The sequence below is a fragment of the Acinetobacter sp. YH18001 genome (assembly GCF_013416975.1).
Taxonomy (GTDB): Bacteria; Pseudomonadota; Gammaproteobacteria; order Pseudomonadales; family Moraxellaceae; genus Acinetobacter; species Acinetobacter pseudolwoffii.
This window is the reverse complement of sequence record NZ_VPEU01000033.1, coordinates 1-23,001: the sequence shown is the minus strand read 5'-3', so window position 1 is coordinate 23,001 and position 23,001 is coordinate 1. Positions and strand designations below refer to the sequence as shown.

Below are 23,001 nucleotides of genomic sequence, written 5' to 3'. Positions count from 1 at the left end.
GGGCTTTGTTGTTTTGTATAAGGTATTCACATGATTACTACCTCTGTTGCTGAAGCAGCAGCATGTCTTAAAGACGGACAAGTCTTGGCATATCCTACAGAGGCTGTTTGGGGCTTGGGTTGCGACCCTTATAATGAACAGGCATTTCATCAGATTTTAAAATTGAAACAGCGCCCGATTGAAAAAGGGGTGATTCTATTGGCAGCGCATATTTCACAGGTGGAACATCTGCTGCAAGATTTAACTACAGAAATGCGTGAACAAGTGATTGAATCCTGGAGCAATGACAGACCCGCTGAACGCGCCATTACCTGGCTGCTTCCCGCGCATCAGGAGATTCCGGCCTGGATTAAGGGCGATCATCCCAAAGTGGCGGTTCGCGTTACCAACCATCCACTCTGTATGGCACTGTGTCAGGCCTTTGGCGGTTTTATTGTGTCTACCAGTGCCAATCCTGCAGGATTGGAACCGGCACGTTCACTGCAAGATGCGATTCGCTACTTTGATCAGAATCTGAATTATCTGAATGGTGACTTAGGGTTAAGCCAGCAACCAAGCCGGATTATTGACGCCGTCAGTGGGGCGATTATTCGCGACTAAGTTGGTTCTCAGTCGACTCAGATATTCAAGCTCGACTAAAGTTTTAAGACAAAAAAAAGCTCAACCATATAGGGATGGTTGAGCATAAAAAAGGATGTGCATAAATCACATCCAGAGGGTTCAGAAATCTCTGGGAGTTTGATAAAACAAGGAAAAATATGTTTAATCATTCTCGATGGACGCATTATGAGAGAAAATTAGTGCAACGACAAGTACAATAAAAAACTCAATTAATACATATTTTCTATTAATACTAGGCAACTTTTAACCAAAATTCAAACTATCTTGCTCTTTCTATTCCAGTTTTAAAATAAATTAAGATTTTTATATTTATTTTCACATTTAAAAATTGGGATTTAACAGGCTATTTCAATTAAAAAACCTTGATTGTTTGCTTAATATTTAAACAATTAATATCTTGATAAGCTGTTCCTTAGCTTATCACTTTGCTCTTCCCGGATATTGTGCCCATATAATTCCCAGTAAAATGATACCGCCTCCAATACTGTGATACATGGTCCAGGCTTCACCTAACCAGAGATAGGCGACTATCGCGGTAAAAACCGGCATCAGATTCATAAAAATACTGCTACGATTTGGACCGAGTTGCTGTACCGCCATCATCCAAAAAAACGGGGCTAAAATAGAAGGAAAAATTCCGGCATAAACAATACTGGCTGCATTATGGCTATTGATACTGTCCAGACCGAAGTAAAGTACCAATGGAATATGATAGAGACAGGCCATAAAAATCTGGATATACAGACTCAGCAACAGTGGAATCTGAATCTGCCATTTTTTCAGCAAGACACCATAGCAGGCATAGAAAAATACTGCGATCAGCATCAGCAAATCACCGATATAATTGTCGCCCACCGTCAAGAAATGCAACCCCTGCCCTTGGGCCATGACATACATCAGCCCAATAAAAGACAGCAGACTCCCCAGTACCGCAGCCTGTGTCGGGCGAATTTTTAAGACAAAAATACCCACAATAATGGTAAAAATAGGAATAAAGGCATTGATCAGCCCCATATTGGTCGCAGTGGTAAAGTGTGCAGAGCTATAGGCCAATCCTTGATACAGCACCATCCCCAAGGCACTCAAAACTGCAAAGTGTCCAAGATGTGGTCGAATTTCCGGCCAGGCCGCTTTGACCTTGGGCAACAGAAATGGGCTTAAAATCAGCAGTGCCAGTACCCAGCGGTAAAAACTGATACTGATGGGAGAAATATAATCCGCCACATAACGTGTCACCGTCATGTTTAAGGACCAAATAAAAACTGCGGCCAATGGCAATACTATCGCCCACCAGACTGCTTTGTGCTGCTGTGTCATACCCTCATCCATGTGTCGCTTGTCTTGTTATTTAGCGATTGCTATTTGCGCACCCTAGCATAATAGATTTTTCACATGATATTCAGACAATTTACCGATTTAAGCCTCCTGCTTCAGCTGCTGTTACTTGTATTGAATCTAAATACCCGTTAAAACAAAGACGATTCAGTCTGAATAAACAGGAAATCTAATGACTCGCTCTGTATATGACATTCCAGTCAAAACCATTCAAGGCCCAGAAACCACCTTAAACCAGTATCAGGGCAAGGTATTGCTTGTGGTGAACGTGGCATCGAAATGTGGTCTGACTCCGCAATATGAAGGTTTGCAAAAGCTGTATAAAGACAAAAAAACGCAAGGTCTGGAAATTCTGGGCTTCCCTGCCAATAACTTTCTGGAGCAGGAACCAGGTAGCGAAGCAGAGATTCAGGAATTCTGCTCTATCAATTATCAGGTTGACTTCCCGCTCTTTGCTAAAATTTCTGTGGCGGGCGAAGACAAGCATCCGCTCTATACCACGCTGACTCAAGCTGTACCAGAGCGGATCGGTGAAGGCCCGTGGTGGAAAGATCTGGTCGATTATGGCCTGACTCCAAACCAACCGCCTGAAGTGTTATGGAACTTTGAGAAATTTCTGATCAATAAGAATGGCGAAGTGGTTGCACGTTTTGCGCCTGACATTACTGCAGATGATCCGCGAATTGTGGATGCGGTAAATGCCGAACTGGCCAAATAATTGCTAATCGCAAAGTAAGTATGTATTTACCCAATAGATACTTACTTTGTAATTTAAACACAGCGAGTTAAATACATAATGATTCATATAAATCCTATCTATAAGTCGCCCTCAACTTTTATTTTTGGCTATAGTTCGTCGCCTGTTCATCAATCTAACAGGCCTAATCTGCAACGATCCTCGGTTAGATTAACAATACACTTGAAGCAATAAACCATTGAGTAAAAGCAAGCGTATTTTCTATATCAAATGCATTCTACGCGTATGAGAAACCCGTACTGGATCAAGTGAATAGGGAGAATGTAAGCATGCATATCCAGAACTCTCCGTTTCTTAACATCATTACAGCCCAAACAATTTATTGAGTTGAAAACGTGAGTTTTATCTTTATTTTTTAAGCATTTTTAATCGAAGACGGTCTGCGCTTCAGTAAATTTGTTATAACTTTGCAACAATCTTTTTTATCTCCATAGTTTGTCCCTATATTAAATCATGAAATATTTCCACCTGCACCGAGACCCTGATTCCATGTCCAAGATTCTTGCCAATGCCGTTCTTCCTTTTGCATTATTTAGCTCAGGGATTTTACTGATGGGATGTGAACAGGCAGTTGAAGCACCCACTGAGCAAGCGGAAACTCGTAGTTCCGATCTTGACACTGCCAGCCAGCCGCAAACTGGCGCTACCGCACCAACTGAGCTTAGATCGGGCAATATGTTTTATATGGTTCGTGATGTGGCTGACTTACAGCTGAAAGCAGGCAGTTATGTGGAACAGTTGAAGCAGACTCAGACTGAGCTACAAAGTGCAGTAGAAGCCAAGGATACTCAGCAACTGCAGTCCACCGCAACCCAGTTACAACAGCAACTCAACAGCTTTAATCAGGTACTCGGCAACCTGAACTTAAAAAGTCAGGAAATTGACCAGATCCGCAGCAATATCATGAGTGCCAATCAGCAAGTCTTGGCCTCACCGCTGTTGAATGGTGACATGGATTTAAGCCAGATCGACCTGAAAAAAATTGAATCGCAGATGGTCAATGTGCAAGCTGAAATGATCAAACTGGCGGGGCTGCTGATCCAGAATCCAGAGCAAAAATCAGACAGTACGACTGAACAGGAAAATACCTAAACCTTCATCTAAGGCGATAGATCGGAAAGCATCTTCCTCAATCGCCTTATCTGCTTTACACTGTGATTTATTATAAAAACTAATTTAAATTAAAAGCTTATATCTAATAAAATAATCAGGAGTTCAATCATGTCGAATTCAGTGCTGTATTCTGTTGTTCCGGTCGAATCCCGACTTGACCTGAAAGATCCCTTTATTTTTACTGTTCACCATCAGGATCATTATCCACAAGGCAATGCCCAATTAGGGCCAGTTACACCGCCGTATCAGCATGAATATGACATGTATTATGGCGAGCAAATTCCCGGCTTTCCGGAGCATCCGCATACCGGTTTTGAAACCATTACCATTGTCGAGCGCGGTTATGTCGACCATTTTGACTCGCTCGGAAACTCGGGACGTTATGCCGCAGGTGATGTGCAATGGCTGACCACCGGCAATGGGGTACAGCACTGCGAAATGTTTCCCTTAGTTCATCAAGATCAGGATAATCCTCTGGAGCTGTTTCAAATCTGGCTGAATTCCTCACCGGAACAGAAAAAGCAGCCGGCCGATTATAAAATGTTGTGGCGTGAACAGATTCCGCATGTATTTTCAGCCAATGCAGCCGGACCTAAAGCGGATATTCGGGTCATTTCAGGGCAGTTTAAAGATACCGAAGCACTGGATCGTCCACCCCATTCTTGGGCAGCACCTGCTGAAAACAGGGTCAATATTTACCTGATCACACTTGCGCCTGAGGCAGAGCTGATTATTCCGGCAAGTACTGCGAGCGCGACGCGTTTTTGTTATTTCTACCAAGGCAAAAGTCTGGAGCTGGAAGGACAGAAAATACAGGTCAAGCATCTGATAGAACTCAAACCAGATCAGGATATTCATCTCAAAGGTGGTTTACTGGAATCACATATTTTATGGCTAGAAGGTGAACCGATTGGTGCACCCGTGGCGATGCGCGGGCCCTTTGTGTTAAATACTCCACAGGAACTGGATGCTGCTTTTCGCCGTTATCGTGACACCCAGTTTGGTGCTTGGCCTTGGCCAAACGCTGAACCATCATTTCCACGAGAACGACCTCGTTTTGCCAGCTATGACGGTGGTCAACGCGAAGAATATCCAGAACAAAGAAGCCACTGAATAGTGGCTTCTTTGTCGAGTCAATATTTTATTTCTTCGGGCTTTTGACCACGACCAGTTTCTTTTGCACAAATTCTTTGAAACCATCAATCGAGAGTTCATGGCCATAACCGGAGTTCTTCATCCCGCCAAATGGTAATTCCGGCGTGGTATCGGTAAACCAGTTGATCCAGATCATGCCAGTTTCTACCCGTGATGCTAGTTTTTTAGCGCGCTCGATATCCTGTGAATGAATCACGCCACCTAAGCCATAATTGGAATCATTGGCAATTTCGACAATCTCATCATCATCCTTCGCCACATAGATTTGCGCCACCGGGCCAAAAAATTCTTCATACCAGGCTTCATTTTCACGCGTGATATTTTCCAGAATGGTTGGGGCATAGAAATTGCCTTGATGGTCTACAGCCTTACCGCCAGTGACCACAGTCGCACCTTGTGCTACTGCCTTCTCGACCTGCTTGGTAAGTTTTTCCAGCGCATCTTTTGAAGAAAGCGGCCCTAACGTGGTTTCAGGATCGAGCGGATCACCCAGCTTTAACTGTTCAAAAGCTTTCAGCATGCCGGCTTTGAATTGTTCGGCAATTTTTTCATGCAGAATAAATCGCTTCGCTGCCGTACACACCTGCCCGGCATTATTGACCCGCGCCTGACAGCCTAACTTGATCGCGCGTTCGAGATCTGCATCATCCAGCACAATAAAGACATCATTACCGCCCAGTTCCAGCGTTGATTTTTTAAGATGTTTTCCGGCCTGTTCAGCGACTGCACTGCCCGCACCTTCTGAACCTGTCAATGCCACACCACGTACACGTTTGTCTGCAATCACCTCAGCGACCTGGTCACTGCTGATAAACAGGTTGGTCCAGACACCTGTGGGTGCGCCTGCATCCAAGATCAGTTGTTCAAAGGCTTCCGCACATTGCGGAACAATGCCAGCATGTTTTGCCAGAACTGGATTACCAATGGCACAGTTCGGTGCAAAGACCCGCATCAGTTGATAAAACGGAAAGTTCCACGGTTCTACCGCCATGATAATACCCAGTGGATGATGCTCAACCCAGGCCTCACCCAGTTCCGTTTCATAGGACACGGGCGCTAAAAATTCTTTGGCATGATCAGCATAGTATTCGGCAATTTTGGCGCAGGTTTCGATTTCACCTTCACTCTGCTTAATGAGTTTTCCCATATCCAGCGTCATGAGCTTGGCCAGTTCAGATTTTTGCTCTCGCATATTGCTGGCCAGTTTACGAAGTACTTCAATACGGGTATCGGCCTGTTGAGCCCATTCCGATTTCAGGATTTTTTCTGCTGTATCGAGGGCATTTTGAATATCTTGATCGCTATGGGATGGGTAGTCTTTCAATTTTTGATTGGTAAATGGATTAATAGATTGATAAGCCATGATTTTCCCTTTTTCAATTATAAGTTTCGCCTGTTCAAAACCCAATCGCATCAAGTTATAACAAGCGAGTATCTGTTCGAATTATTTAACTTATCATTGATTTATTTATGGCGTGTGCCTGCTTACAGATTGGTTCAAAACATTACTGAGAAAGGGTAAAAGTTATATCGAGTGGTACAAAATGAAATTTTCTAATAAATATCAAACTAAAGCCAATAGTGATGAAGTTAGGGTTCGAGCAAACTATAAAAAGCTTGAAGTACCAAGTTTAGCAGAAGGTTTTGATGAGACATTTAAGGTGAAGATTGTGGGGAATTTTCGATTATTCCCCATCCCTCAGCTCTATTAAAGTCTTTTTTTGGGTTTTCTTTTATGTGTGGTTTCTCGCACTACAGGTATCGGGTGTCTAGGTGATGGTCTCAAACTGACACCCTGTATCACTTTTTTTCTGATTCTTCCTCCAATTTATAATAGACAAATAACTGATGAATCAGATTTTCTAAAACCTTTAGATGCAAAATTAAATCTTTTCTAGACTTACTATCAGCACGATGTGCAGCATCATTTCCTAGATAACGAATATCATCTAATAAACCTCTTTGTTTTGTTGAAATAAAACCATCAACCTCAAACTGAGTTAGAATTATTCCTAGATCATCAGACTTCCCAAAATACTTTATAATTTGCTCTAAAAGAGTCCTTAAACCTAATCCTGTTAGTAAAGGCATCTTATTATTCAAAGCAATAATGACTTCCTCATAAGTACAATAAATTTCTTCAGGCAAAATTTTTGCAAACTCTTTAGAAAATGCGGTTTCTTCATCGCGTATTGGATATAGTTGAATTTGAGCATTTTCCTCATAAATTGGAGTACCGTCATACTCTTCTCCTATTTGAAACACTTCTTCTGAATTTATAATTTCCTTTTTATAAGTAATAGAACCACAATTAATACATTTCAAAACCTTATAATTTTTATAAAGTTGGAATTCCCCATAGTCCTCACTATCAGTTATATTAACAATAATATTTTGCTTTATATCAATTTTACATTTTATACATAAACATTGATCGAATATTTCTGGCTCGCTAACTTGGACACTGCAATTTTTATCAACAAATATTTTCATATTTTTTCCATGTTATAAATTATCATAAAAAAACCACCCTTTCGGGTGGTTTCTTCAATCTCAAACCGTCTCTTATTGAGCGCGGTTTTTGATTTTGCGGATCGTTTCCAGCTGTGCAGCAGTTTCTGCAAGAGCAGCCAATGCAGCAGCAGAATCCAAATCGCTCTTTTGATTGGCAAGCAATTGTTCAGCGTGTTTACGCGCTTCAATAATTGCCGCTTCATCTAAGTTGTCGGCACGGATTGCAGTATCTGCAAGAACCGTAACAACGTGCGGTTGAACTTCTAGAACACCACCAGATACATAGATCAACTCTTCTGTACCGTTTTCCAAAATAACGCGGATCGCGCCAGGTTGGAGCAAAGTTACCAGCGGAGCATGGCCAGGCATAATACCTAACTCACCGCCAGCACCTTTTGCAATTAGCATCGTTACAGTGCCTGAGTACAAAGACTCCTGAACACTTACAACATCACATTGCATAGTCGCCATGAGAATCTCCTAAATTAGAGTCGCTAATTAAAGTTTCTCGGCTTTAGCAATCACTTCGTCAATACCACCAACCATGTAGAACGCTTGTTCTGGGATGTGATCGTATTCACCAGCTAGAAGACCTTTAAAGCCACGAATCGTTTCTTTAAGAGATACTAATTTACCAGGTGCACCAGTAAATACTTCAGCTACGTGGAACGGTTGAGAGAAGAAACGCTGGATTTTACGCGCACGGTAAACAACCAGTTTATCTTCTTCAGCAAGCTCGTCCATACCAAGAATCGCGATGATGTCTTTAAGCTCTTTATAACGTTGCAATACGTTCTGTACAGAACGTGCAATTTCATAATGCTCTTGACCAACAACTAACGGATCTAATTGGCGTGAAGTTGAGTCTAGTGGATCGATCGCTGGATAAATACCAGAAGATGCGATGTCACGGCTCAATACTACAGTTGCGTCCAAGTGAGCAAACGTTGTAGCAGGCGATGGATCTGTTAAGTCATCGGCAGGTACGTATACCGCTTGGATTGACGTAATAGAACCAGACTTAGTCGATGTAATACGTTCTTGAAGAACACCCATCTCTTCTGCAAGTGTAGGCTGGTAACCTACTGCAGATGGCATACGACCTAGAAGTGCTGATACTTCAGTACCCGCTAGTGTATAACGATAAATGTTATCTACGAACAATAGTACGTCACGGCCTTTACCGTTTTCGTCTTTCTCGTCACGGAAATATTCAGCCATAGTAAGACCAGTCAACGCTACGCGTAAACGGTTACCTGGTGGCTCGTTCATCTGACCGTAGACCATTGCTACTTTGTCTAGAACGTTAGAATCTTTCATTTCGTGATAGAAGTCATTACCTTCACGAGTACGCTCACCAACACCAGCAAACACAGATAAACCTGAGTGAGCTTTCGCGATGTTGTTGATCAATTCCATCATGTTTACAGTTTTACCAACACCGGCACCACCGAACAGACCAACTTTACCACCTTTCGCAAACGGGCATAGCAAGTCGATGACTTTAATACCAGTTTCTAGAAGGTCAGTAGAAGCTGCTTGTTCTGCATAAGAAGGTGCAGAGCGGTGAATTGGTAAACGCGCTTCAGTCGCAACAGGACCAGCTTCGTCGATCGGGCGACCAAGAACGTCCATGATACGGCCTAGAGTCGCTGTACCTACAGGTACAGAAATCGGCGCGCCAGTGTTAACTACGTTCAAACCACGCTTAAGGCCTTCAGTAGAACCCATTGCAATAGTACGAACTACGCCATCACCAAGCTGTTGCTGAACTTCTAAAGTAGTTTCAGTACCATCTACTTGGAGAGCGTCATAGATCTTAGGAACGCTGTTGCGTTCAAACTCGACGTCGATAACCGCGCCGATGATCTGAATGATACGACCGCTATTCATTGCTGTCTCCTCAATTCAAAATAATGTTAAACGGCAGCGGCACCACCAACGATCTCAGAAATTTCCTGAGTAATCGCGGCTTGACGCAGCTTGTTATAAATAAGTTGCAGGCTCTTAATGATCTCGCCTGCGTTGTCTGTCGCTGCTTTCATAGCGACCATACGTGCAGACTGCTCACATGCGATGTTTTCAATCACACCTTGATACACCACAGACTCGATATAGCGAACCAACAAGCCATTTAAAAGCTCTTCAGCTTCAGGCTCGTAGATATAATCCCAACCGTATTGACGGTTAAGAGTCTTGTCTTCTTCAGCAGCAGCCAAAGGAACAAGTTGTTCGATCTTTTGATTTTGAGTCATGGCATTGACAAAGCCGTTTGACACTAGATAAATACGATCTAACTCGCCTTTATCATAAGCATCCAACATCACCTGTACAGAACCAGATAACTGCTCAAGACTTGGAGTATCACCGACTTGCGTCGTCGCCCCAAGCACTTTACCGCCGTAGTTTTTAAAAAACGAAACCGCTTTTTGACCAATTAAAGCAAATTGAACTTCAATTGACTGCTCTTGTTGCTGTTGAACGTGTTTAACCACTTTCTTGAACAAGTTAATGTTCAAACCACCAGCAAGGCCACGATCTGAAGACACAATGATATAGCCAACGCGCTTAACCGGGCGTTCAACCATATAACGGTGTTTGTATTCAGGGTTCGCTTGGACCAAATGAGCAATTACACGGTGCATATTTTCGGCATACGGACGGCCTTGAGCCATGCGCTCTTGCGCACGACGCATCTTAGAAGCTGCTACCATTTGCATCGCTCGAGTAATCTTCTGCGTGCTCTTGATACTAGCTACTTTGGCGCGAATTTCTTTTAAATTTGCCATACGCTTAACCTAGTATTCGAAAGCCCTTGCGAGCTTCCGAAGGTTGATTCCGTGAACCAAACCAACACTAATCTAGCAAGTTGCTAAATTAGTAAGTTTGAGTCGCTTTAAAGCTTTCAATACCTGCTTTGATTGCAGCTTCGATGTCTTTGTTGTAATCACCAGAGGCATCGATTTGTTGCATTAACGCAGCATGTTCTGAACGGAAGTAAGAAATCAACGCAGCATCAAAGTCTACGATTTTCTTAACGTCTACGTCAGCCATGTAGCCTTCGTTAGATGCATAAATTGAAACAGCCTGGTCAGCAATTGAGTATGGAGCATATTGTTTTTGCTTCATTAACTCAGTTACACGTTGACCATGTTCAAGTTGCTTACGAGTTGCTTCGTCAAGATCAGAAGCGAACTGAGCAAATGCTGCCAATTCACGGTATTGCGCCAAAGCAGTACGGATACCACCAGACAATTTCTTGATGATCTTGGTTTGCGCTGAACCACCAACACGAGATACAGAGATACCCGCGTTCACAGCAGGACGAATACCTGCGTTGAATAATGATGTTTCAAGGAAGATCTGACCATCAGTAATCGAAATTACGTTGGTTGGTACGAATGCAGATACGTCACCCGCTTGAGTTTCAATAATCGGCAATGCAGTTAATGAACCAGTTTGGCCTTTAACTTCACCGTTAGTGAATTTCTCAACGTAGTCAGCAGATACACGAGAAGCACGTTCAAGTAGACGCGAGTGTAGATAGAACACGTCACCTGGATAAGCTTCACGACCTGGTGGACGGCGTAAAAGCAATGAAATTTGACGATACGCAACAGCTTGCTTAGACAAGTCATCATAAATGATTAACGCATCTTCACCACGGTCACGGTAGTATTCACCCATTGTACAGCCAGAGTACGGAGCCAAATACAGCATTGCTGCTGGATCAGATGCACCTGCTGCGACAACAGTGGTGTACGCCATAGCGCCAGTTTCTTCCAGCTTGCGTACTACGTTAGCGATAGTCGATTGTTTTTGACCAATTGCTACGTATACACATTTAATGCCAGAGTTTTTCTGAGCGATGATCGCGTCGATCGCCATTGCTGTTTTACCAGTTTGACGGTCACCAATGATCAACTCACGCTGACCACGGCCTACAGGGATCATTGTATCTACTGATTTATAACCAGTTTGTACAGGTTGATCCACTGACTGACGCCAAATTACGCCTGGTGCTACTTTTTCAACAGCATCAGTTAATTTAGCATCGATCGGGCCTTTACCATCAATCGGGTTACCCAAAGCATCGACTACACGGCCTAAAAGTTCTGGACCAACCGGAACTTCTAATACACGACCTGTGCAACGCGCTTTTTGACCTTCTTGAAGGTTCAAGTAGTTACCTAAAACAACGACGCCCACTGAATCCTGTTCTAGGTTCAGTGCCATACCATAAAGGCCGCCGTCGAATTCGATCATTTCACCGTACATTGCATCAGCAAGGCCGTGAATACGCACAATACCGTCGGAAACCATAACAATGGTCCCTTCGTTCTTAGCGGTTGCGCTGGTGTCCAGATCGCCGATACGCTGTTTAATGAGCGCACTGATCTCGGATGGATTCAGTTGTTGCATTGCGCTATACCTCAATCTTTTTAAAGTTCAGTCTTCTTATTTCTTAAGCAAGAAGACGAGTACGCATTTTCTCAAGCTTGTTAAGCGCAGAATCATCTATCACTTGGTCGCCTGCACGAATAACTACACCAGCAATAAGCTCTGGTTTCACTTCTACAGAAACACTTACTGCAGCTTCGAATTTCTTCTCTAATGCATGCGTCAGTAATTGTTCCTGAACAGAAGTTAATGGGAATGCTGATTCAATCACAACATCCACAGTATTGTTATTCTGTGATTTGAGCTGTTCATATTCTGCAGCAATTTCAGGAAGAAGCGTCAAACGGTTGTTTTCAGCAAGCAATGTCAGGAAGTTAGACACTGCTGCAGTTTGGTCTTCACCTAAAACTTTGGCAAAAAGAGACACCTGCTCAGCAGGTGTAAGCTCCGGGCGATTTAGATAAGCTGAAAATGCTTCGTCTTGCACCGCAGCACTGAGCAATTCAAGTGCAGTTGACCAAGAGTCAGTTGCACCCTGCTCAGAAGCGTAAGCAAATGCTGCTTTTGCATAAGGGCGTGCTAACGTCAAGAGTTCAGCCATAATCTGCCTCTCTTAAAGTTTAGCAGCCAGCTGAGTCAGCATGGCATTGTGAGCTTCTGCATCAACTTGCTGGCTAAGAATTTTCTCAGCACCAGTCACTGCAAGAGCAGCCACTTGTTGACGCAATTCTTCGCGAGCAGAATTGATTTCGGTATCAACAGCTTCTTTCGCTTGTTGACGAATACGCTCACCTTCAGCAGATGCTTGAGTACGCGCTTCTTCTACCAACTGTGCTGCACGACGGTTCGCTTGTTCGATCAATTGAGCCGCTTGTGCTTTTGCCGTGTCCAGTTCAGCTTTCACTTGTGCTTGCGCATCTGCAAGGTCAGCTTTCGCTTTTTCAGCAGCATTTAAGCCATCAGCGATACGACGCTGACGTTCACTAATCGCATTGATTAGTGGTGGCCATACAAACTTCATGCAGAACGCGACAAAAATCGCAAACGCAATCGCTTGGCCAAACAATGTGAGGTTGATATTCATTGCAAATTCCTCAAATAGTGAATTTCGGAATTAAGCTGATTAACCTACAAATGGATTAGCGAAGATGAAGAACAAGCCAATACCAACACCGATCATAGGCACAGCATCAAGAAGACCTGCGATTAAGAACATACGAGTTTGAAGTTGCGGAGCCAATTCTGGTTGACGAGCAACAGCTTCAAGGAAACGGCCGCCTAGAAGACCAAAACCAATCGCAGTACCTAAAGCACCGAAAGCGATCAAGATAGCAGATGCAATTGCAACTAGACCTAAAGTGAGTTCCATGATAATTCCTCAGAGGTTAGGTTTTATACCAAATTAAGTTAAAAAATTGTGTGCCCAACCATCCGTTGACAGTTAGGCAATACCATTAATGCTTTTCGCTTGCCATACTCATGTACACGATAGTCAACATCATGAAAATGAATGCTTGTAGCGTAATAATCAAAATGTGGAAAATCGCCCAAGGCACAGACAACGCCCACTGGATCCAGAACGGTAATAACGCGATAAGAATGAAGATTAACTCACCCGCATACATGTTACCGAACAGTCGTAGAGCCAATGAAACTGGTCGCGCCAAGAAAGTGGTCAATTCCAACAATAAGTTGAATGGAATCAAAAGCACTTTAGCAACTGGGTTACTTGGGTTAAATGGGTTAAGTGCTAACTCACCAACGAAGCCGCCAACACCTTTCTCACGAATACTATAGAAAATGATCAAGAAGAATACAGAAATAGACATACCGAGGGTAACGTTTGGATCTGTAGTCGGAACAATTTTAAAGTAAACCTGATGAGGGTCTACACCCAGCATAGAAGCAATCGCGTGTTGAGCTACATAAGGAATAAAGTCAACAGGGATCAAATCCATCAAGTTCATGAGGAAAATCCACACGAAAATGGTTAAAGCTAAGGGTGCAATTAATCGAGACTTCCCGTGGAAGGTATCACGTACACTTGAATCTACAAACTCGATAATCATTTCAATTGCAGACTGGAACTTGGTAGGAACACCAGCATTAGCCGCTTTCGCAACCAACCAGAATAACAAACAGAAAATCAGACCCAGTCCGATAGACCAACCCATTGAATCCAAGTGAATAGCAGTGAACCCCATCTGTTGAGCTTCAGCACCGCTCTCGGCCAATTTCCATGTACCATCTGGCATTTTGCCATAGGTCATGTTGGTCAAGTGATGCTTGATATACTCGGTCGAAGTAAGGGCATGTTCTTCAGCAGCCATAAATCACACCTGGTCAATGTCAAAAAACTAATAGAACAAACGAATATCGCGTGCTGCTTGATATCTCGCCTGCTCCTGAAAAACTTTTCAATTTCTTGTTGTGTCTATACTCATTTTTGTAGACGTGACGCCCAAAACGGAGCGACCCACGACATGGCTTGAACAAGTATAAAACCACAAAACAACGCCACCGCTGACAACGGTTCGACATTGCTTAAAATTAAAATGAAACCAACAATCACAATTGCAAACTTTCCCATTAAGCCTTTATACATGTTCGAAAGAACTTGTTTAGACGCGCGGGCTCCTGCTGCTCGAAACGATTGCCACGAAAAATAACAAGTCGCGAGCCAACAAACGAGCGCACCTAATGCTGCACTCAAGGCTGCGGTTGAGTCTTTCACGACCCAGCCGATCAAGGCTGAAACAGGGATCATACAGGCTTGCAGGAGGACCAAAGCTTTCGCTAATCGTCGGTCAATCAAGCGACTAGTTCGGCTCATTATTTATTCACTCACAGCAATCATGCTTGACAAGTTTAACAGGTGATTATTTTTAATCGCAGGCATTATAGAGTTACACCCCTGAACATGCAATCTTTTCCCGACCTTAGTCGTGTTTTTTTAAATCGGGGCAATGCTGTTAAACTAATCAAAATCTGTCTATTTTTTAAATCATTAGCGTGCATTTAATACGCACTTCTGGGTTTCTGCTGCTAATTGCTGCCAGGCTTGCACAAAGTCCCCTGCCCCGCTCATGCTTTCATCGACATGCTGAAACACCACCGGTTTCAGTTTTCGGTACTGATTTTCACTGGCATGCCCTTCGGCCAGAAGGCACATTTTAGGCTGTGGACGATGATCCTGTAAGAACTTGATTTGTGCCACAGTTGGCGAGACATGTGGATCATCGGTCAGTGCGCCCATGAATTTCAGATTCAAGGGACGTTCCAGATATTGATAGGCATCATGATACGACCAGTAAGCTTTGGCTTTAGTGCTGGAACTATAACGCTGGGCCGTCGCAAACATGCTTTGCGCAAAGTCGCGTGCATTTTTCCAATACAGTTCACGGTTCTCCGGCAATTGTTGCGAACGCAGCGCCGCAATAAAGAAACCAATCCTTACGGCATTATTCGGATCGAGCCAGACATGCGTATCTACCGTATTTTTTAAGGCCTCACCACGCGGGTTACGCATCGGCAATGTGGTCAAAATACCGGACTCTAAAATAGCGATACCTTTATGACTGTCATTCAGCACTTTGGCCAGCGGTGCCTCATGCGCCTGACCCAGCCAGATCACCAGACCGGCATCCTGAATGATTTTACGATGTGCCGGGGTCAGACTGACATCATGTCCGCTCTGATTGGCCAGTAATAAAGTCGGCTGTTCCACGCCCTGGGTAATTTTCTTGGCAATCAGATAGATCGGCTGAGTCGAGACCACCAGACTTTGTGACCAACTGAGTGTGCTGAACAAAGCCAAAAGACCCATTGCAAGGAGACGGAACATGAGTAGAAATCACTTAAAAACGAGAAAATTAGTGAGTGTTATAATATAACAAAAATACAAAAATACCTATGCCCAATCGAAACTCTGAACGCTTCATGTTAAGATTTGAAATCTATTAATTTTCAGTTTCGCACTTGAGGTGAACTATGGGTTCTTGTTCGCACGAACACCACAACGCATTGCACGGCGTGCACGACCATCCCAATGTCGCACAACGTCTTGCTGAAGCGGAAAGTCTTTGTGCAGCAACAGGCGCACGCCTTACCCCTTTGCGTAAAGAAGTGCTGGAACTCATTTTAAATGCAACTGGCCCGATGGGGGCTTATGATTTACTGGCACAAATGAAAAATGCCAGTGATCGTCCTGCGGCGCCACCTACGGTATACCGAACCTTGGATTTTTTATTGGGTAAAGGGCTGATTCACCGCCTGACCTCGATCAATGCCTATATTCCTTGTTGCCATCCACGTGAAGGGCATCAGGCGGCTTTTTTAATCTGTACCGAATGTAAAGCGGTGACAGAAGCATCAGCGCAAGGTCTGCTTGACCAACTTGATGCACTTGCAAGCTCGGATGACTTTAGCGCACATCACAGCATTATTGAAATTTCAGGAATCTGTCAGCAGTGTCGCAACAAAGCCTAAGTGCCTCCCCCCTGATTCAGCTCTCCCAGATCTGGGTCAAGATTGATGAGCGTGATATTTTAAAAGCCATTGATTTTTCATTGCAAGAAAAAGAGATTGTCACGCTGATTGGCCCGAATGGTGCAGGCAAGTCGACTTTAATTAAAGTCATGCTCGGCATCTTGAAACCGCAATCCGGTGAGATCAAAACTGCACGTAAACTGAAATTCTCTTATGTGCCGCAAAAATTCAATCCATCGCATAGCTTGCCACTGCGTGTAAAAGATTTACTGGCGCTGGAAAAATGTCCATCCAAAATCAAAACTGAAATTATTCGCGATACTGGCATTAGTAAACTGCAAGATTCCAAAGTTCAGCAACTCTCAGGCGGTGAGCGTCAGCGGGTGCTCTTGGCACGGGCCTTATTACGCCAGCCGGATATTCTGGTGCTGGATGAACCGATGCAAGGTCTGGACATTCAATCCGAAGCTGAACTGTATGAATATGTGCGTAACTTGCCGGAAAAATATGGCTGTGCCGTATTAATGGTGTCACATGACCTGCAATGGGTGATGCAAGGTACGACTCGGGTGGTGTGCTTGAACAAGCATATCTGTTGCAGTGGCCTGCCAGAAAGCGTACAGCAGCATCCGGAATATCAGGCAATCTTTGGCACCAATCGGGTGTTTTATCAGCATCATCATGATCATTGTGCGCATGGCGATTCTGCTACGCCGTGTCAGCATGATACGCGCCCTCATATTCACCCCGAGCCGGAAGCTTAAACCATGATGGATTGGTTACAACTCCTTTTACCTGCATGGATTATGGGCACACTACTGGTGTTTCTGACGGCGCCGCTAGGCTGCTTGATGCTGTGGCGTCGTATGTCATTTTTTGCTGATACTATGGCACATGGTACTTTACTGGGTGTTGCGATTGCAGGCGCCTTAAGTCTACCGCTGTGGATGGGCGTGACCTTCTTGGCATTATTGCTGGTTGCCATTCTGTGGGTGCTACATGATCCCCGCCTCCCCAATGATGCCCTGCTTGCACTGTGTTCAGCAACCTTACTTTGCTCGGGTTTATTGTTTATTCAACATTTACCAAGTTTAAGACCTGAACTGCTCAGCTATTTATTCGGTGATCTACTGACCATTTCCTGGGCGGACTTGCCCACGTTCGCCATTGTGATCATTCTGGCCTTAGGTGTTTTATATAAAAGCTGGCAAGCCCAGATTCAGATCGCGATTGATCCGGATATGGCGGTCAGTGAAGGGGTAAATGCCAAATGGCAACGCCTGATCTTTATGTTATTGCTTGCGCTATTTACTGTACTGGCTTTACGTGCGGTCGGTTCCCTATTGATGGGTGCATTGTTGGTTATTCCTGCTCTGACTGCTCGCCTTCTGGCAAACTCTCCACGCCAAATGGTGATCTGGGCATTCGTGATTGCACAGATTGGTGTGACAGTAGGCCTCTGGTCGAGCGCAGGCCTTAATACTTCAACTGGGCTGACCATTGTGCTGACCATGGCAGTGTTATTTGCAATGATGTTTATCTTTCAGAAATTTAAAAAGCTGAGCTAGGACATGGGGACTAAACGCTACTTTGTGAGTGCCTGTTTGCTCGGTCAAAAAGTTCGTTACGATGGCAAGGATTGCCTTGTCAAAGAAGTGCTCGAATCTTTAGTTCCAAATCAATATATCAGTCTGTGTCCTGAAATCTCAGGTGGACTACCGATTCCACGTCCACCTGCCGAAATTCAAAATGGTTCAGGCTTAGATGTACTTGTGCAAAAATCTTTAGTTATAGATATTCTAGGCAATGATGTTTCTCAAACTTTTATCGATGGTGCATATCAAGCCTTAAAAGTCGCTCAAGACTTCTCTGTAACGCATGCCATTCTTAAAGCCCACAGTCCCTCTTGTGGTAGTGATTTGATTTATAACGGATCATTTTCAGGACATAAAATTCAGGGTGATGGTGTTACCGCTGCACTCTTTAAACAGCATAGCATTGTTGTGATGACTGAAGATGAATTCTTGGCGCAATTATCACAGACTATTCTTTAATTTATAAAAGCGAAATTCAGGATTAAACAGCCCAATCAAAAATAAAATCGTGAATGCAATCCAAAAGAACCACGCCATCATAATTACCTGATCTTTCGTCCATTCTTCAGATTGAGATGTGTTAAACACAAACCATGTTTTCCAGCCTCTAATATATGCTGCCCCGCCCCACGAAATAATCCACTTGGTTAAAATGCAGTGTAAGACATAGATCAAAATCCATAATGGCGTTGACATGCTGCTTCGCCTATTGTTGTTTTCATGCGATCAAACCAGATGAAATATGCTTAAAAATCAATTAATAGACTTAAAAATGTATTCCATACTGTTATTGATGTACCAAGCTTAATAAGCTCGCAGCACAAGCAAACAGCACTGCAAAACTACGGTTCATAATTTTCTGTTGTTTTGGTGACTTGAGCAATCGTAAAACTTTTGCAGCAAGCCCCGTGTAGCCCGCCATCACAATCAGATCAATCGTGATCATGGTCAGCGCCATAATCACATACTGAATCCATTGTGGTTTGGATAAATCCAGAAATTGTGGCAATACAGCCAGTAAAAACACAATGGCTTTGGGATTACTCATATTCACCAAAAAACCATATAAAATCAGTTTTCCCGCAGATTTACGTGCCAATTCATGTTTAATTTCGATGGATTGTAGTGGCGCTTTCCACTGTAAAATAGCCAAATATAATAAATAGCCCACACCAAACCATTTCACCACCAAAAATGCCCATGGCGTGGTCGCAAACAGCACCCCCACTCCGGCTGCCACCACTGCGATCTGCACCAGTAATGCCAGTTGCAGACCCAGTGCATTCCAGTAGCCATGCCGAAAACCATAATTCAGCCCACTCGACATCGAGGCAATTGCCCCTGCACCGGGTGAAACACTAATCACCCAACAGGCCAGCATATAGGCAAACCACATTTGGTAGGACATGAACATTCAACTCTGGAAAACTTGCACAATATTATAGGACTTATCCAATAGATTCAGGCTAAAAAATTGCTTAAATATAAGGCGCTGCACTGTTCACTCTGCAGAGCTTCAGGCACAATATGTGCATTAAAAAACAGGATTTATCATTACAGGAGCCATGAATGACAGCCCAATCGGTAATCTTGCCCCTCCCCTCAGATCATGCTCGCTTTATTGTATTGCGTCTTAAAGACTTAAATATTGAAGCACTCAAAGAAAAATTAGAACATCTTTTTACTTCTCGTGATCGTCTGATTACGCAACATCCTCAAGCACAAATTAAAACAGCGGTCGCTTTTGGTCCTGAGCTTTGGTCAAGACTTTATTCACAAAGCCCTGCGGGTTTCAAACAGCTTGAACCGATTCAGGGTTCATTTGCAATGCCGGTTGTTCCGGCAGATATTCTGATTCATATTGCCAGTGCACGGGCGGATATCTGTTTTGCGCTGAGTCAGGCTTTTTTTGAAGGGATTCAGGATCAGGTTGAAGTTCTGGATGAACGTGTCTGCTTTCGCTATTTTGATGGCCGTGATGTGACAGGCTTTATTGATGGCACTGAAAATCCGCAATTCCCAGATGATCGTGCTGAGGTCGCATTACTCGGTGAAGATACGGGCATTTTCCAAGATGGTTCATTTATTTTTGCCCAGCGTTATGCGCATGATCTGGAAAAGTGGAAAAAGCTGAAAGTCGATACTCAAGAGCAAGTGATGGGTCGTACCAAACTGGAATCGATTGAACTAGAGGATGAGGTTAAACCGGCAAATGCTCACGTTGCACGTACTGTAGTGGAAGATGAAGAAGGCGAAGAAATGGAGATTCTCCGTCATTCCTTGCCTTATGGTGATGGCCGTGGTGACCAAGGTCTATTCTTCATTGCCTATACCAAAGATTTAACTATTATTAATGCCATGTTAGAGCGTATGTTTGGTACGTCTGGCGATGGAATCCATGACCGCTTGCTACACTTCGTCACTCCCCTGGATGGTGCCTATTACTTTGCACCGAGCGAAGAGTTGTTGGAAGAAGTTTTGGAAGGTTAATTTAAGAAGCCGACGGAAGTCGGCTTCTTTCAAATATTTTTCGAATTTAATTTAGAGGGATATCAATTGAATACCGTTAAAAAATGATAGAGCGAGTACCAATTTTAGTTTTTTAACTGTATAGAAATTTACACATTAAAAAAGTTTTCAATTTTACGGTGCATTAGAATTTCGTATATCTAATATGTTATTACAATCCTTTAAGTCAAAATAAACAAATATTCTGTGATCTTCATTTTCTAACAAAATTGCATCTTTATTCTCACCAAAAGCATTTTTAGAGATATTACATTTATAGGATTGTAGCTTAAGATTACTTACAACGTCACAAGCTGGTTCAGCTGAAGCCTCATCAAAACCATACCATTTTGTAATATTTTTATTTGAACATGAAATATGATTTACATTATTTGTTTTTTCTACTATAGCTGCAGTATCTTCGCTTTCCTGTATTTCTTTCTCTATTAAACCATCATTTTTACTTTCAATAGTTTGTTTCCCATTTTCTTCTGAATTTATTATATGCGGCTCATTGGTTGAACTGTTTTGTACTTTATCTTGGCTTTTATCACTACAACCTGTCAAAGCAATTATAAAACTTAAAATATAAATATTTTTCATTAAAATTTTCTCATAATAATGCATTATCCAAAAATGGAGTAGGATCAACTAAATCTGAACGACGCTTATAAATACTATTACCATTCAGAGTGCCCGTATTATCAGTATTAGAAAACATCTCCAAATGTAACATCATACTTGGGATACCTTTAGTTGTTAAACTTCCAACATAACCAATAACTTGACCCCTCACAACTTTATCACCAGCTTTTACCAAAGATTTATTTTTCCTAACTTCGCCATAACGAATTATGTGTTTTTGATGAGTAATCTCAATAGCATCAGTATTATCATAAAAATAATAAATATTTCTTACTATACCATCTGCCATAGCCCTAACCTCTGTACCTGCCGGCGCGTAGAGATCACATCCCGCATGCTTTCGTTTTCCTCCACTTCTATTAGAACCAAATCGAGCAAAACCATTTTTATAAGACCTTGTTTTTGTTTTAAATGGAAATAAATATAATCCATCATCATTTGGCTTATCTATTATTATTTCAATAAGGGGCATAGGATTTTCAAGTATCGTAGTATGTAAAACTTGATCTTGCCCTTTAACATTTACACTAATTTCTATTTTTTTACCTTGTTGTCCTTTATGTTTTTTTAATCCAATTCCATCTTTCCCAGAATAGTGATTCTTTTTAGCTCCATCGTACTTGATTGAGTAAGGAAGATTTTCCTCTTTACGTGTTTTTTTATTAATTGTTTTTATCGTAAATGAAACATCACTACCATATTGCTTTGTTAGCGGATTACCATTTTTCTCTGTATAGACATTATCGATCTTACCGATTGACGGAAAAAAGTCCATTAAATAATCAACAAAGCTTTCTTCATTTTTAGCTGGAATTCCTTTTGTTGGTGCTTCTACTCTTGGAATATTTGATACTATGTCAAGCATTTGTATTGTTGTAGCAGCAGGATTTAAAATTACCCTAATCAATGAAACACTTGGATCATTCCTTAAAGTTAAAACAGATTTTCTATTTGAAAGTAAAAGTTTATAAACAAAAGCATTTAGCATTTTTAGCTCAATATAACCATTATTGTCTGTTATTTTTTCTATTTCTCTTCCTCTATATGCTACAAAGAATTTATTTTTTTTTAAAATTTTATCATGACTATCACTTACCTTAAGCTTTACGTTTACTAGCCCTAACGGGACATATACACAACTATTTTCAATTGTTTTATTTACAGATATTGTCTTTATTTTTTGATAGCCTTTTATCCCACTCACTAATATATCTAAAATTTCACCCTCTTCAGCGATGATACTTTTTTTTATTCCTGCCCCATCCGAAGTATGTTCTTTGAGCTTGCCTTTATATTTTATAAAAAACCTCATATTTGTTATTTTTCTATTAGTGTCACCTTCTACTATTGAGATATCAAACGTTATATTTTTACAAACTTGGAGTTCTGTTGCATCATTTTTAGAATTATATACTTTTTGCTCAATAACAACCTTTTCTTTTTTTGGTTCTGGTTTTGAAGATTCTTGTAAGACAGCCTGAATTTTAATATCTTCACTTATACTTAACTCAATAGATTGTTTTTTATTGGCAGCTTGCATGATAACTTCTGATTGCTTACCATCTGCCTTAATTATAATTTTACTATTTGGATGTCTAATAATTACAGGTAATAATCCTTGATCATCCGATTCTGTATCTACAGTGAATTTAGATTGTTCGAACTTACCATTATATTCAGATTGAATAGTTAGTTTTTTATTTTTTACTATCTGTCCTATTTGATTTCTTAATAATATATATATTCTCTATCAGATTTTTTGAAATCCCCCTCTAAACAAATTCAAATTATTGGACAATGGATAGACTTTCTTTGTGAAAGATTAAGGAACAGAAATTTCAATGAATATTATGGAAAAATAATTAACGG

General features: G+C 42.1%; 27 protein-coding genes. 10 read left to right on the top strand and 17 right to left on the bottom strand.

The features are described 5' to 3' along the window. Positions 1–30: 30 nt before the first annotated feature. Positions 31–600, top strand: a complete 570-nt coding sequence (locus tag FTV48_RS10700; protein ID WP_074383691.1) for an L-threonylcarbamoyladenylate synthase — start codon at positions 31–33, stop codon at positions 598–600. A gap of 441 nt (positions 601–1,041) precedes the next feature. On the opposite strand, the gene FTV48_RS10695 is transcribed toward FTV48_RS10700, so the two are convergent. Next, complete coding sequence (locus tag FTV48_RS10695; protein ID WP_180000270.1) at positions 1,042–1,938, bottom strand: DMT family transporter; 897 nt, start codon at positions 1,936–1,938, stop codon at positions 1,042–1,044. A 190-nt stretch (positions 1,939–2,128) separates the two neighbouring features. Here FTV48_RS10695 and FTV48_RS10690 point away from each other — a divergent pair, with 190 nt between their 5' ends. The 3 genes from FTV48_RS10690 (at position 2,129) to FTV48_RS10680 (ending at position 4,939) form a co-directional block, all read left to right on the top strand. Beyond that, a complete protein-coding gene (locus tag FTV48_RS10690; RefSeq protein ID WP_100358032.1) occupies positions 2,129–2,674 on the top strand; it encodes a glutathione peroxidase in 546 nt (181 codons plus the stop codon). Positions 2,675–3,202: 528 nt separating this feature from the next. Then, positions 3,203–3,805, top strand: coding sequence for a hypothetical protein (locus tag FTV48_RS10685; protein WP_005173841.1), 603 nt, complete (start codon positions 3,203–3,205; stop codon positions 3,803–3,805). Between the two features lie 129 nt (positions 3,806–3,934). Further along, a complete protein-coding gene (locus FTV48_RS10680; protein WP_100329710.1) occupies positions 3,935–4,939 on the top strand; it encodes a pirin family protein in 1,005 nt (334 codons plus the stop codon). Positions 4,940–4,967: 28 nt separating this feature from the next. Here the strand turns inward: FTV48_RS10680 and FTV48_RS10675 are convergent, their stop codons facing one another. Next, positions 4,968–6,344, bottom strand: coding sequence for an NAD-dependent succinate-semialdehyde dehydrogenase (locus FTV48_RS10675; RefSeq protein WP_100358034.1), 1,377 nt, complete (start codon positions 6,342–6,344; stop codon positions 4,968–4,970). Positions 6,345–6,525: 181 nt separating this feature from the next. Between FTV48_RS10675 and FTV48_RS10670 the strand changes: the two genes are divergently transcribed. After that, positions 6,526–6,693 (top strand): hypothetical protein, encoded by a 168-nt coding sequence (locus FTV48_RS10670; RefSeq protein ID WP_159516706.1) that lies wholly within the window; start codon positions 6,526–6,528, stop codon positions 6,691–6,693. Between the two features lie 88 nt (positions 6,694–6,781). On the opposite strand, the gene FTV48_RS10665 is transcribed toward FTV48_RS10670, so the two are convergent. The 11 genes from FTV48_RS10665 to FTV48_RS10615 form a co-directional block, all read right to left on the bottom strand. Beyond that, positions 6,782–7,474, bottom strand: a complete 693-nt coding sequence (locus FTV48_RS10665) for a DUF4145 domain-containing protein (RefSeq protein WP_252721272.1) — start codon at positions 7,472–7,474, stop codon at positions 6,782–6,784. A 72-nt stretch (positions 7,475–7,546) separates the two neighbouring features. Then, positions 7,547–7,966, bottom strand: coding sequence for a F0F1 ATP synthase subunit epsilon (locus FTV48_RS10660; RefSeq protein ID WP_005094544.1), 420 nt, complete (start codon positions 7,964–7,966; stop codon positions 7,547–7,549). A 27-nt stretch (positions 7,967–7,993) separates the two neighbouring features. Next, entirely contained in the window at positions 7,994–9,388 is a 1,395-nt protein-coding gene (gene atpD / locus FTV48_RS10655) for a F0F1 ATP synthase subunit beta (protein ID WP_004280997.1), read from the bottom strand. Between the two features lie 26 nt (positions 9,389–9,414). Continuing rightward, a complete protein-coding gene (atpG, locus tag FTV48_RS10650) occupies positions 9,415–10,284 on the bottom strand; it encodes a F0F1 ATP synthase subunit gamma (protein ID WP_004280996.1) in 870 nt (289 codons plus the stop codon). 88 nt (positions 10,285–10,372) lie between these two features. Then, complete coding sequence (gene atpA, locus FTV48_RS10645; protein ID WP_005094547.1) at positions 10,373–11,917, bottom strand: F0F1 ATP synthase subunit alpha; 1,545 nt, start codon at positions 11,915–11,917, stop codon at positions 10,373–10,375. A gap of 43 nt (positions 11,918–11,960) precedes the next feature. After that, positions 11,961–12,497, bottom strand: coding sequence for a F0F1 ATP synthase subunit delta (locus FTV48_RS10640; RefSeq protein WP_005173826.1), 537 nt, complete (start codon positions 12,495–12,497; stop codon positions 11,961–11,963). A gap of 12 nt (positions 12,498–12,509) precedes the next feature. Continuing rightward, a complete protein-coding gene (locus FTV48_RS10635) occupies positions 12,510–12,980 on the bottom strand; it encodes a F0F1 ATP synthase subunit B (protein ID WP_005173825.1) in 471 nt (156 codons plus the stop codon). Between the two features lie 39 nt (positions 12,981–13,019). Beyond that, entirely contained in the window at positions 13,020–13,265 is a 246-nt protein-coding gene (gene atpE / locus FTV48_RS10630; RefSeq protein ID WP_000424060.1) for a F0F1 ATP synthase subunit C, read from the bottom strand. A gap of 85 nt (positions 13,266–13,350) precedes the next feature. Then, positions 13,351–14,226 carry a F0F1 ATP synthase subunit A gene (gene atpB, locus FTV48_RS10625; protein ID WP_005094552.1) on the bottom strand — a complete coding sequence of 292 codons (876 nt, stop codon included), beginning with the start codon at positions 14,224–14,226 and terminating at the stop codon, positions 13,351–13,353. 110 nt (positions 14,227–14,336) lie between these two features. Further along, positions 14,337–14,729: an ATP synthase subunit I gene (locus FTV48_RS10620; protein WP_005173819.1), complete on the bottom strand. Its 393-nt coding sequence runs from the start codon at positions 14,727–14,729 to the stop codon at positions 14,337–14,339. A gap of 174 nt (positions 14,730–14,903) precedes the next feature. Continuing rightward, positions 14,904–15,740 (bottom strand): metal ABC transporter solute-binding protein, Zn/Mn family, encoded by an 837-nt coding sequence (locus FTV48_RS10615; RefSeq protein WP_100329707.1) that lies wholly within the window; start codon positions 15,738–15,740, stop codon positions 14,904–14,906. Between the two features lie 146 nt (positions 15,741–15,886). Here FTV48_RS10615 and FTV48_RS10610 point away from each other — a divergent pair, with 146 nt between their 5' ends. From FTV48_RS10610 to FTV48_RS10595, 4 genes are read left to right on the top strand one after another with little or no spacing between them, the layout of a single operon-like run. Then, positions 15,887–16,384 (top strand): transcriptional repressor, encoded by a 498-nt coding sequence (locus FTV48_RS10610; protein WP_005173814.1) that lies wholly within the window; start codon positions 15,887–15,889, stop codon positions 16,382–16,384. Further along, on the top strand, positions 16,366–17,148 hold the full coding sequence (znuC, locus tag FTV48_RS10605) for a zinc ABC transporter ATP-binding protein ZnuC (protein ID WP_005173813.1): 783 nt from the start codon (positions 16,366–16,368) through the stop codon (positions 17,146–17,148). The genes FTV48_RS10610 and znuC overlap by 19 nt, the downstream gene beginning before the upstream one ends. 3 nt (positions 17,149–17,151) lie before the next feature. Further along, complete coding sequence (gene znuB / locus FTV48_RS10600) at positions 17,152–17,952, top strand: zinc ABC transporter permease subunit ZnuB (RefSeq protein WP_005094564.1); 801 nt, start codon at positions 17,152–17,154, stop codon at positions 17,950–17,952. Positions 17,953–17,955: 3 nt separating this feature from the next. After that, positions 17,956–18,438, top strand: coding sequence for a DUF523 domain-containing protein (locus FTV48_RS10595; RefSeq protein WP_180000268.1), 483 nt, complete (start codon positions 17,956–17,958; stop codon positions 18,436–18,438). Here FTV48_RS10595 and FTV48_RS10590 read toward each other — a convergent pair. After that, positions 18,421–18,675, bottom strand: a complete 255-nt coding sequence (locus FTV48_RS10590) for a hypothetical protein (protein WP_180000267.1) — start codon at positions 18,673–18,675, stop codon at positions 18,421–18,423. The genes FTV48_RS10595 and FTV48_RS10590 overlap by 18 nt on opposite strands. A gap of 91 nt (positions 18,676–18,766) precedes the next feature. Then, positions 18,767–19,387, bottom strand: a complete 621-nt coding sequence (locus FTV48_RS10585; protein WP_180000265.1) for a LysE family transporter — start codon at positions 19,385–19,387, stop codon at positions 18,767–18,769. 161 nt (positions 19,388–19,548) lie between these two features. Here FTV48_RS10585 and FTV48_RS10580 point away from each other — a divergent pair, with 161 nt between their 5' ends. Then, the gene (locus tag FTV48_RS10580; RefSeq protein ID WP_180000263.1) at positions 19,549–20,469 is read left to right on the top strand and encodes a Dyp-type peroxidase; all 921 of its coding nucleotides are present in this window, start codon (positions 19,549–19,551) and stop codon (positions 20,467–20,469) included. A gap of 153 nt (positions 20,470–20,622) precedes the next feature. Here the strand turns inward: FTV48_RS10580 and FTV48_RS10575 are convergent, their stop codons facing one another. Together FTV48_RS10575 and FTV48_RS10570 are read right to left on the bottom strand one after the other, a co-directional pair. Next, positions 20,623–21,090, bottom strand: a complete 468-nt coding sequence (locus FTV48_RS10575) for a hypothetical protein (protein WP_005173803.1) — start codon at positions 21,088–21,090, stop codon at positions 20,623–20,625. 10 nt (positions 21,091–21,100) lie between these two features. Then, positions 21,101–22,672 (bottom strand): M23 family metallopeptidase, encoded by a 1,572-nt coding sequence (locus FTV48_RS10570; RefSeq protein ID WP_257222952.1) that lies wholly within the window; start codon positions 22,670–22,672, stop codon positions 21,101–21,103. Positions 22,673–23,001: the final 329 nt, after the last annotated feature.

Coding starts and splice junctions, on each gene's coding strand:
- FTV48_RS10590 (WP_180000267.1), bottom strand. CDS start 18,675: ATGTCAACGCCATTATGGATTTTGATCTATGTCTTACACTGCATTTTA.
- FTV48_RS10575 (WP_005173803.1), bottom strand. CDS start 21,090: ATGAAAAATATTTATATTTTAAGTTTTATAATTGCTTTGACAGGTTGT.
- znuB (WP_005094564.1), top strand. CDS start 17,152: ATGATGGATTGGTTACAACTCCTTTTACCTGCATGGATTATGGGCACA.
- atpA (WP_005094547.1), bottom strand. CDS start 11,917: ATGCAACAACTGAATCCATCCGAGATCAGTGCGCTCATTAAACAGCGT.
- FTV48_RS10620 (WP_005173819.1), bottom strand. CDS start 14,729: ATGAGCCGAACTAGTCGCTTGATTGACCGACGATTAGCGAAAGCTTTG.
- FTV48_RS10690 (WP_100358032.1), top strand. CDS start 2,129: ATGACTCGCTCTGTATATGACATTCCAGTCAAAACCATTCAAGGCCCA.
- atpE (WP_000424060.1), bottom strand. CDS start 13,265: ATGGAACTCACTTTAGGTCTAGTTGCAATTGCATCTGCTATCTTGATC.
- FTV48_RS10665 (WP_252721272.1), bottom strand. CDS start 7,474: ATGAAAATATTTGTTGATAAAAATTGCAGTGTCCAAGTTAGCGAGCCA.
- atpG (WP_004280996.1), bottom strand. CDS start 10,284: ATGGCAAATTTAAAAGAAATTCGCGCCAAAGTAGCTAGTATCAAGAGC.
- FTV48_RS10685 (WP_005173841.1), top strand. CDS start 3,203: ATGTCCAAGATTCTTGCCAATGCCGTTCTTCCTTTTGCATTATTTAGC.
- FTV48_RS10670 (WP_159516706.1), top strand. CDS start 6,526: ATGAAATTTTCTAATAAATATCAAACTAAAGCCAATAGTGATGAAGTT.
- FTV48_RS10675 (WP_100358034.1), bottom strand. CDS start 6,344: ATGGCTTATCAATCTATTAATCCATTTACCAATCAAAAATTGAAAGAC.
- atpB (WP_005094552.1), bottom strand. CDS start 14,226: ATGGCTGCTGAAGAACATGCCCTTACTTCGACCGAGTATATCAAGCAT.
- FTV48_RS10570 (WP_257222952.1), bottom strand. CDS start 22,672: ATGCAAGCTGCCAATAAAAAACAATCTATTGAGTTAAGTATAAGTGAA.
- FTV48_RS10660 (WP_005094544.1), bottom strand. CDS start 7,966: ATGGCGACTATGCAATGTGATGTTGTAAGTGTTCAGGAGTCTTTGTAC.
- FTV48_RS10680 (WP_100329710.1), top strand. CDS start 3,935: ATGTCGAATTCAGTGCTGTATTCTGTTGTTCCGGTCGAATCCCGACTT.
- FTV48_RS10695 (WP_180000270.1), bottom strand. CDS start 1,938: ATGACACAGCAGCACAAAGCAGTCTGGTGGGCGATAGTATTGCCATTG.
- FTV48_RS10610 (WP_005173814.1), top strand. CDS start 15,887: ATGGGTTCTTGTTCGCACGAACACCACAACGCATTGCACGGCGTGCAC.
- FTV48_RS10700 (WP_074383691.1), top strand. CDS start 31: ATGATTACTACCTCTGTTGCTGAAGCAGCAGCATGTCTTAAAGACGGA.
- FTV48_RS10580 (WP_180000263.1), top strand. CDS start 19,549: ATGACAGCCCAATCGGTAATCTTGCCCCTCCCCTCAGATCATGCTCGC.
- FTV48_RS10595 (WP_180000268.1), top strand. CDS start 17,956: ATGGGGACTAAACGCTACTTTGTGAGTGCCTGTTTGCTCGGTCAAAAA.
- FTV48_RS10585 (WP_180000265.1), bottom strand. CDS start 19,387: ATGTCCTACCAAATGTGGTTTGCCTATATGCTGGCCTGTTGGGTGATT.
- atpD (WP_004280997.1), bottom strand. CDS start 9,388: ATGAATAGCGGTCGTATCATTCAGATCATCGGCGCGGTTATCGACGTC.
- FTV48_RS10635 (WP_005173825.1), bottom strand. CDS start 12,980: ATGAATATCAACCTCACATTGTTTGGCCAAGCGATTGCGTTTGCGATT.
- FTV48_RS10615 (WP_100329707.1), bottom strand. CDS start 15,740: ATGTTCCGTCTCCTTGCAATGGGTCTTTTGGCTTTGTTCAGCACACTC.
- FTV48_RS10640 (WP_005173826.1), bottom strand. CDS start 12,497: ATGGCTGAACTCTTGACGTTAGCACGCCCTTATGCAAAAGCAGCATTT.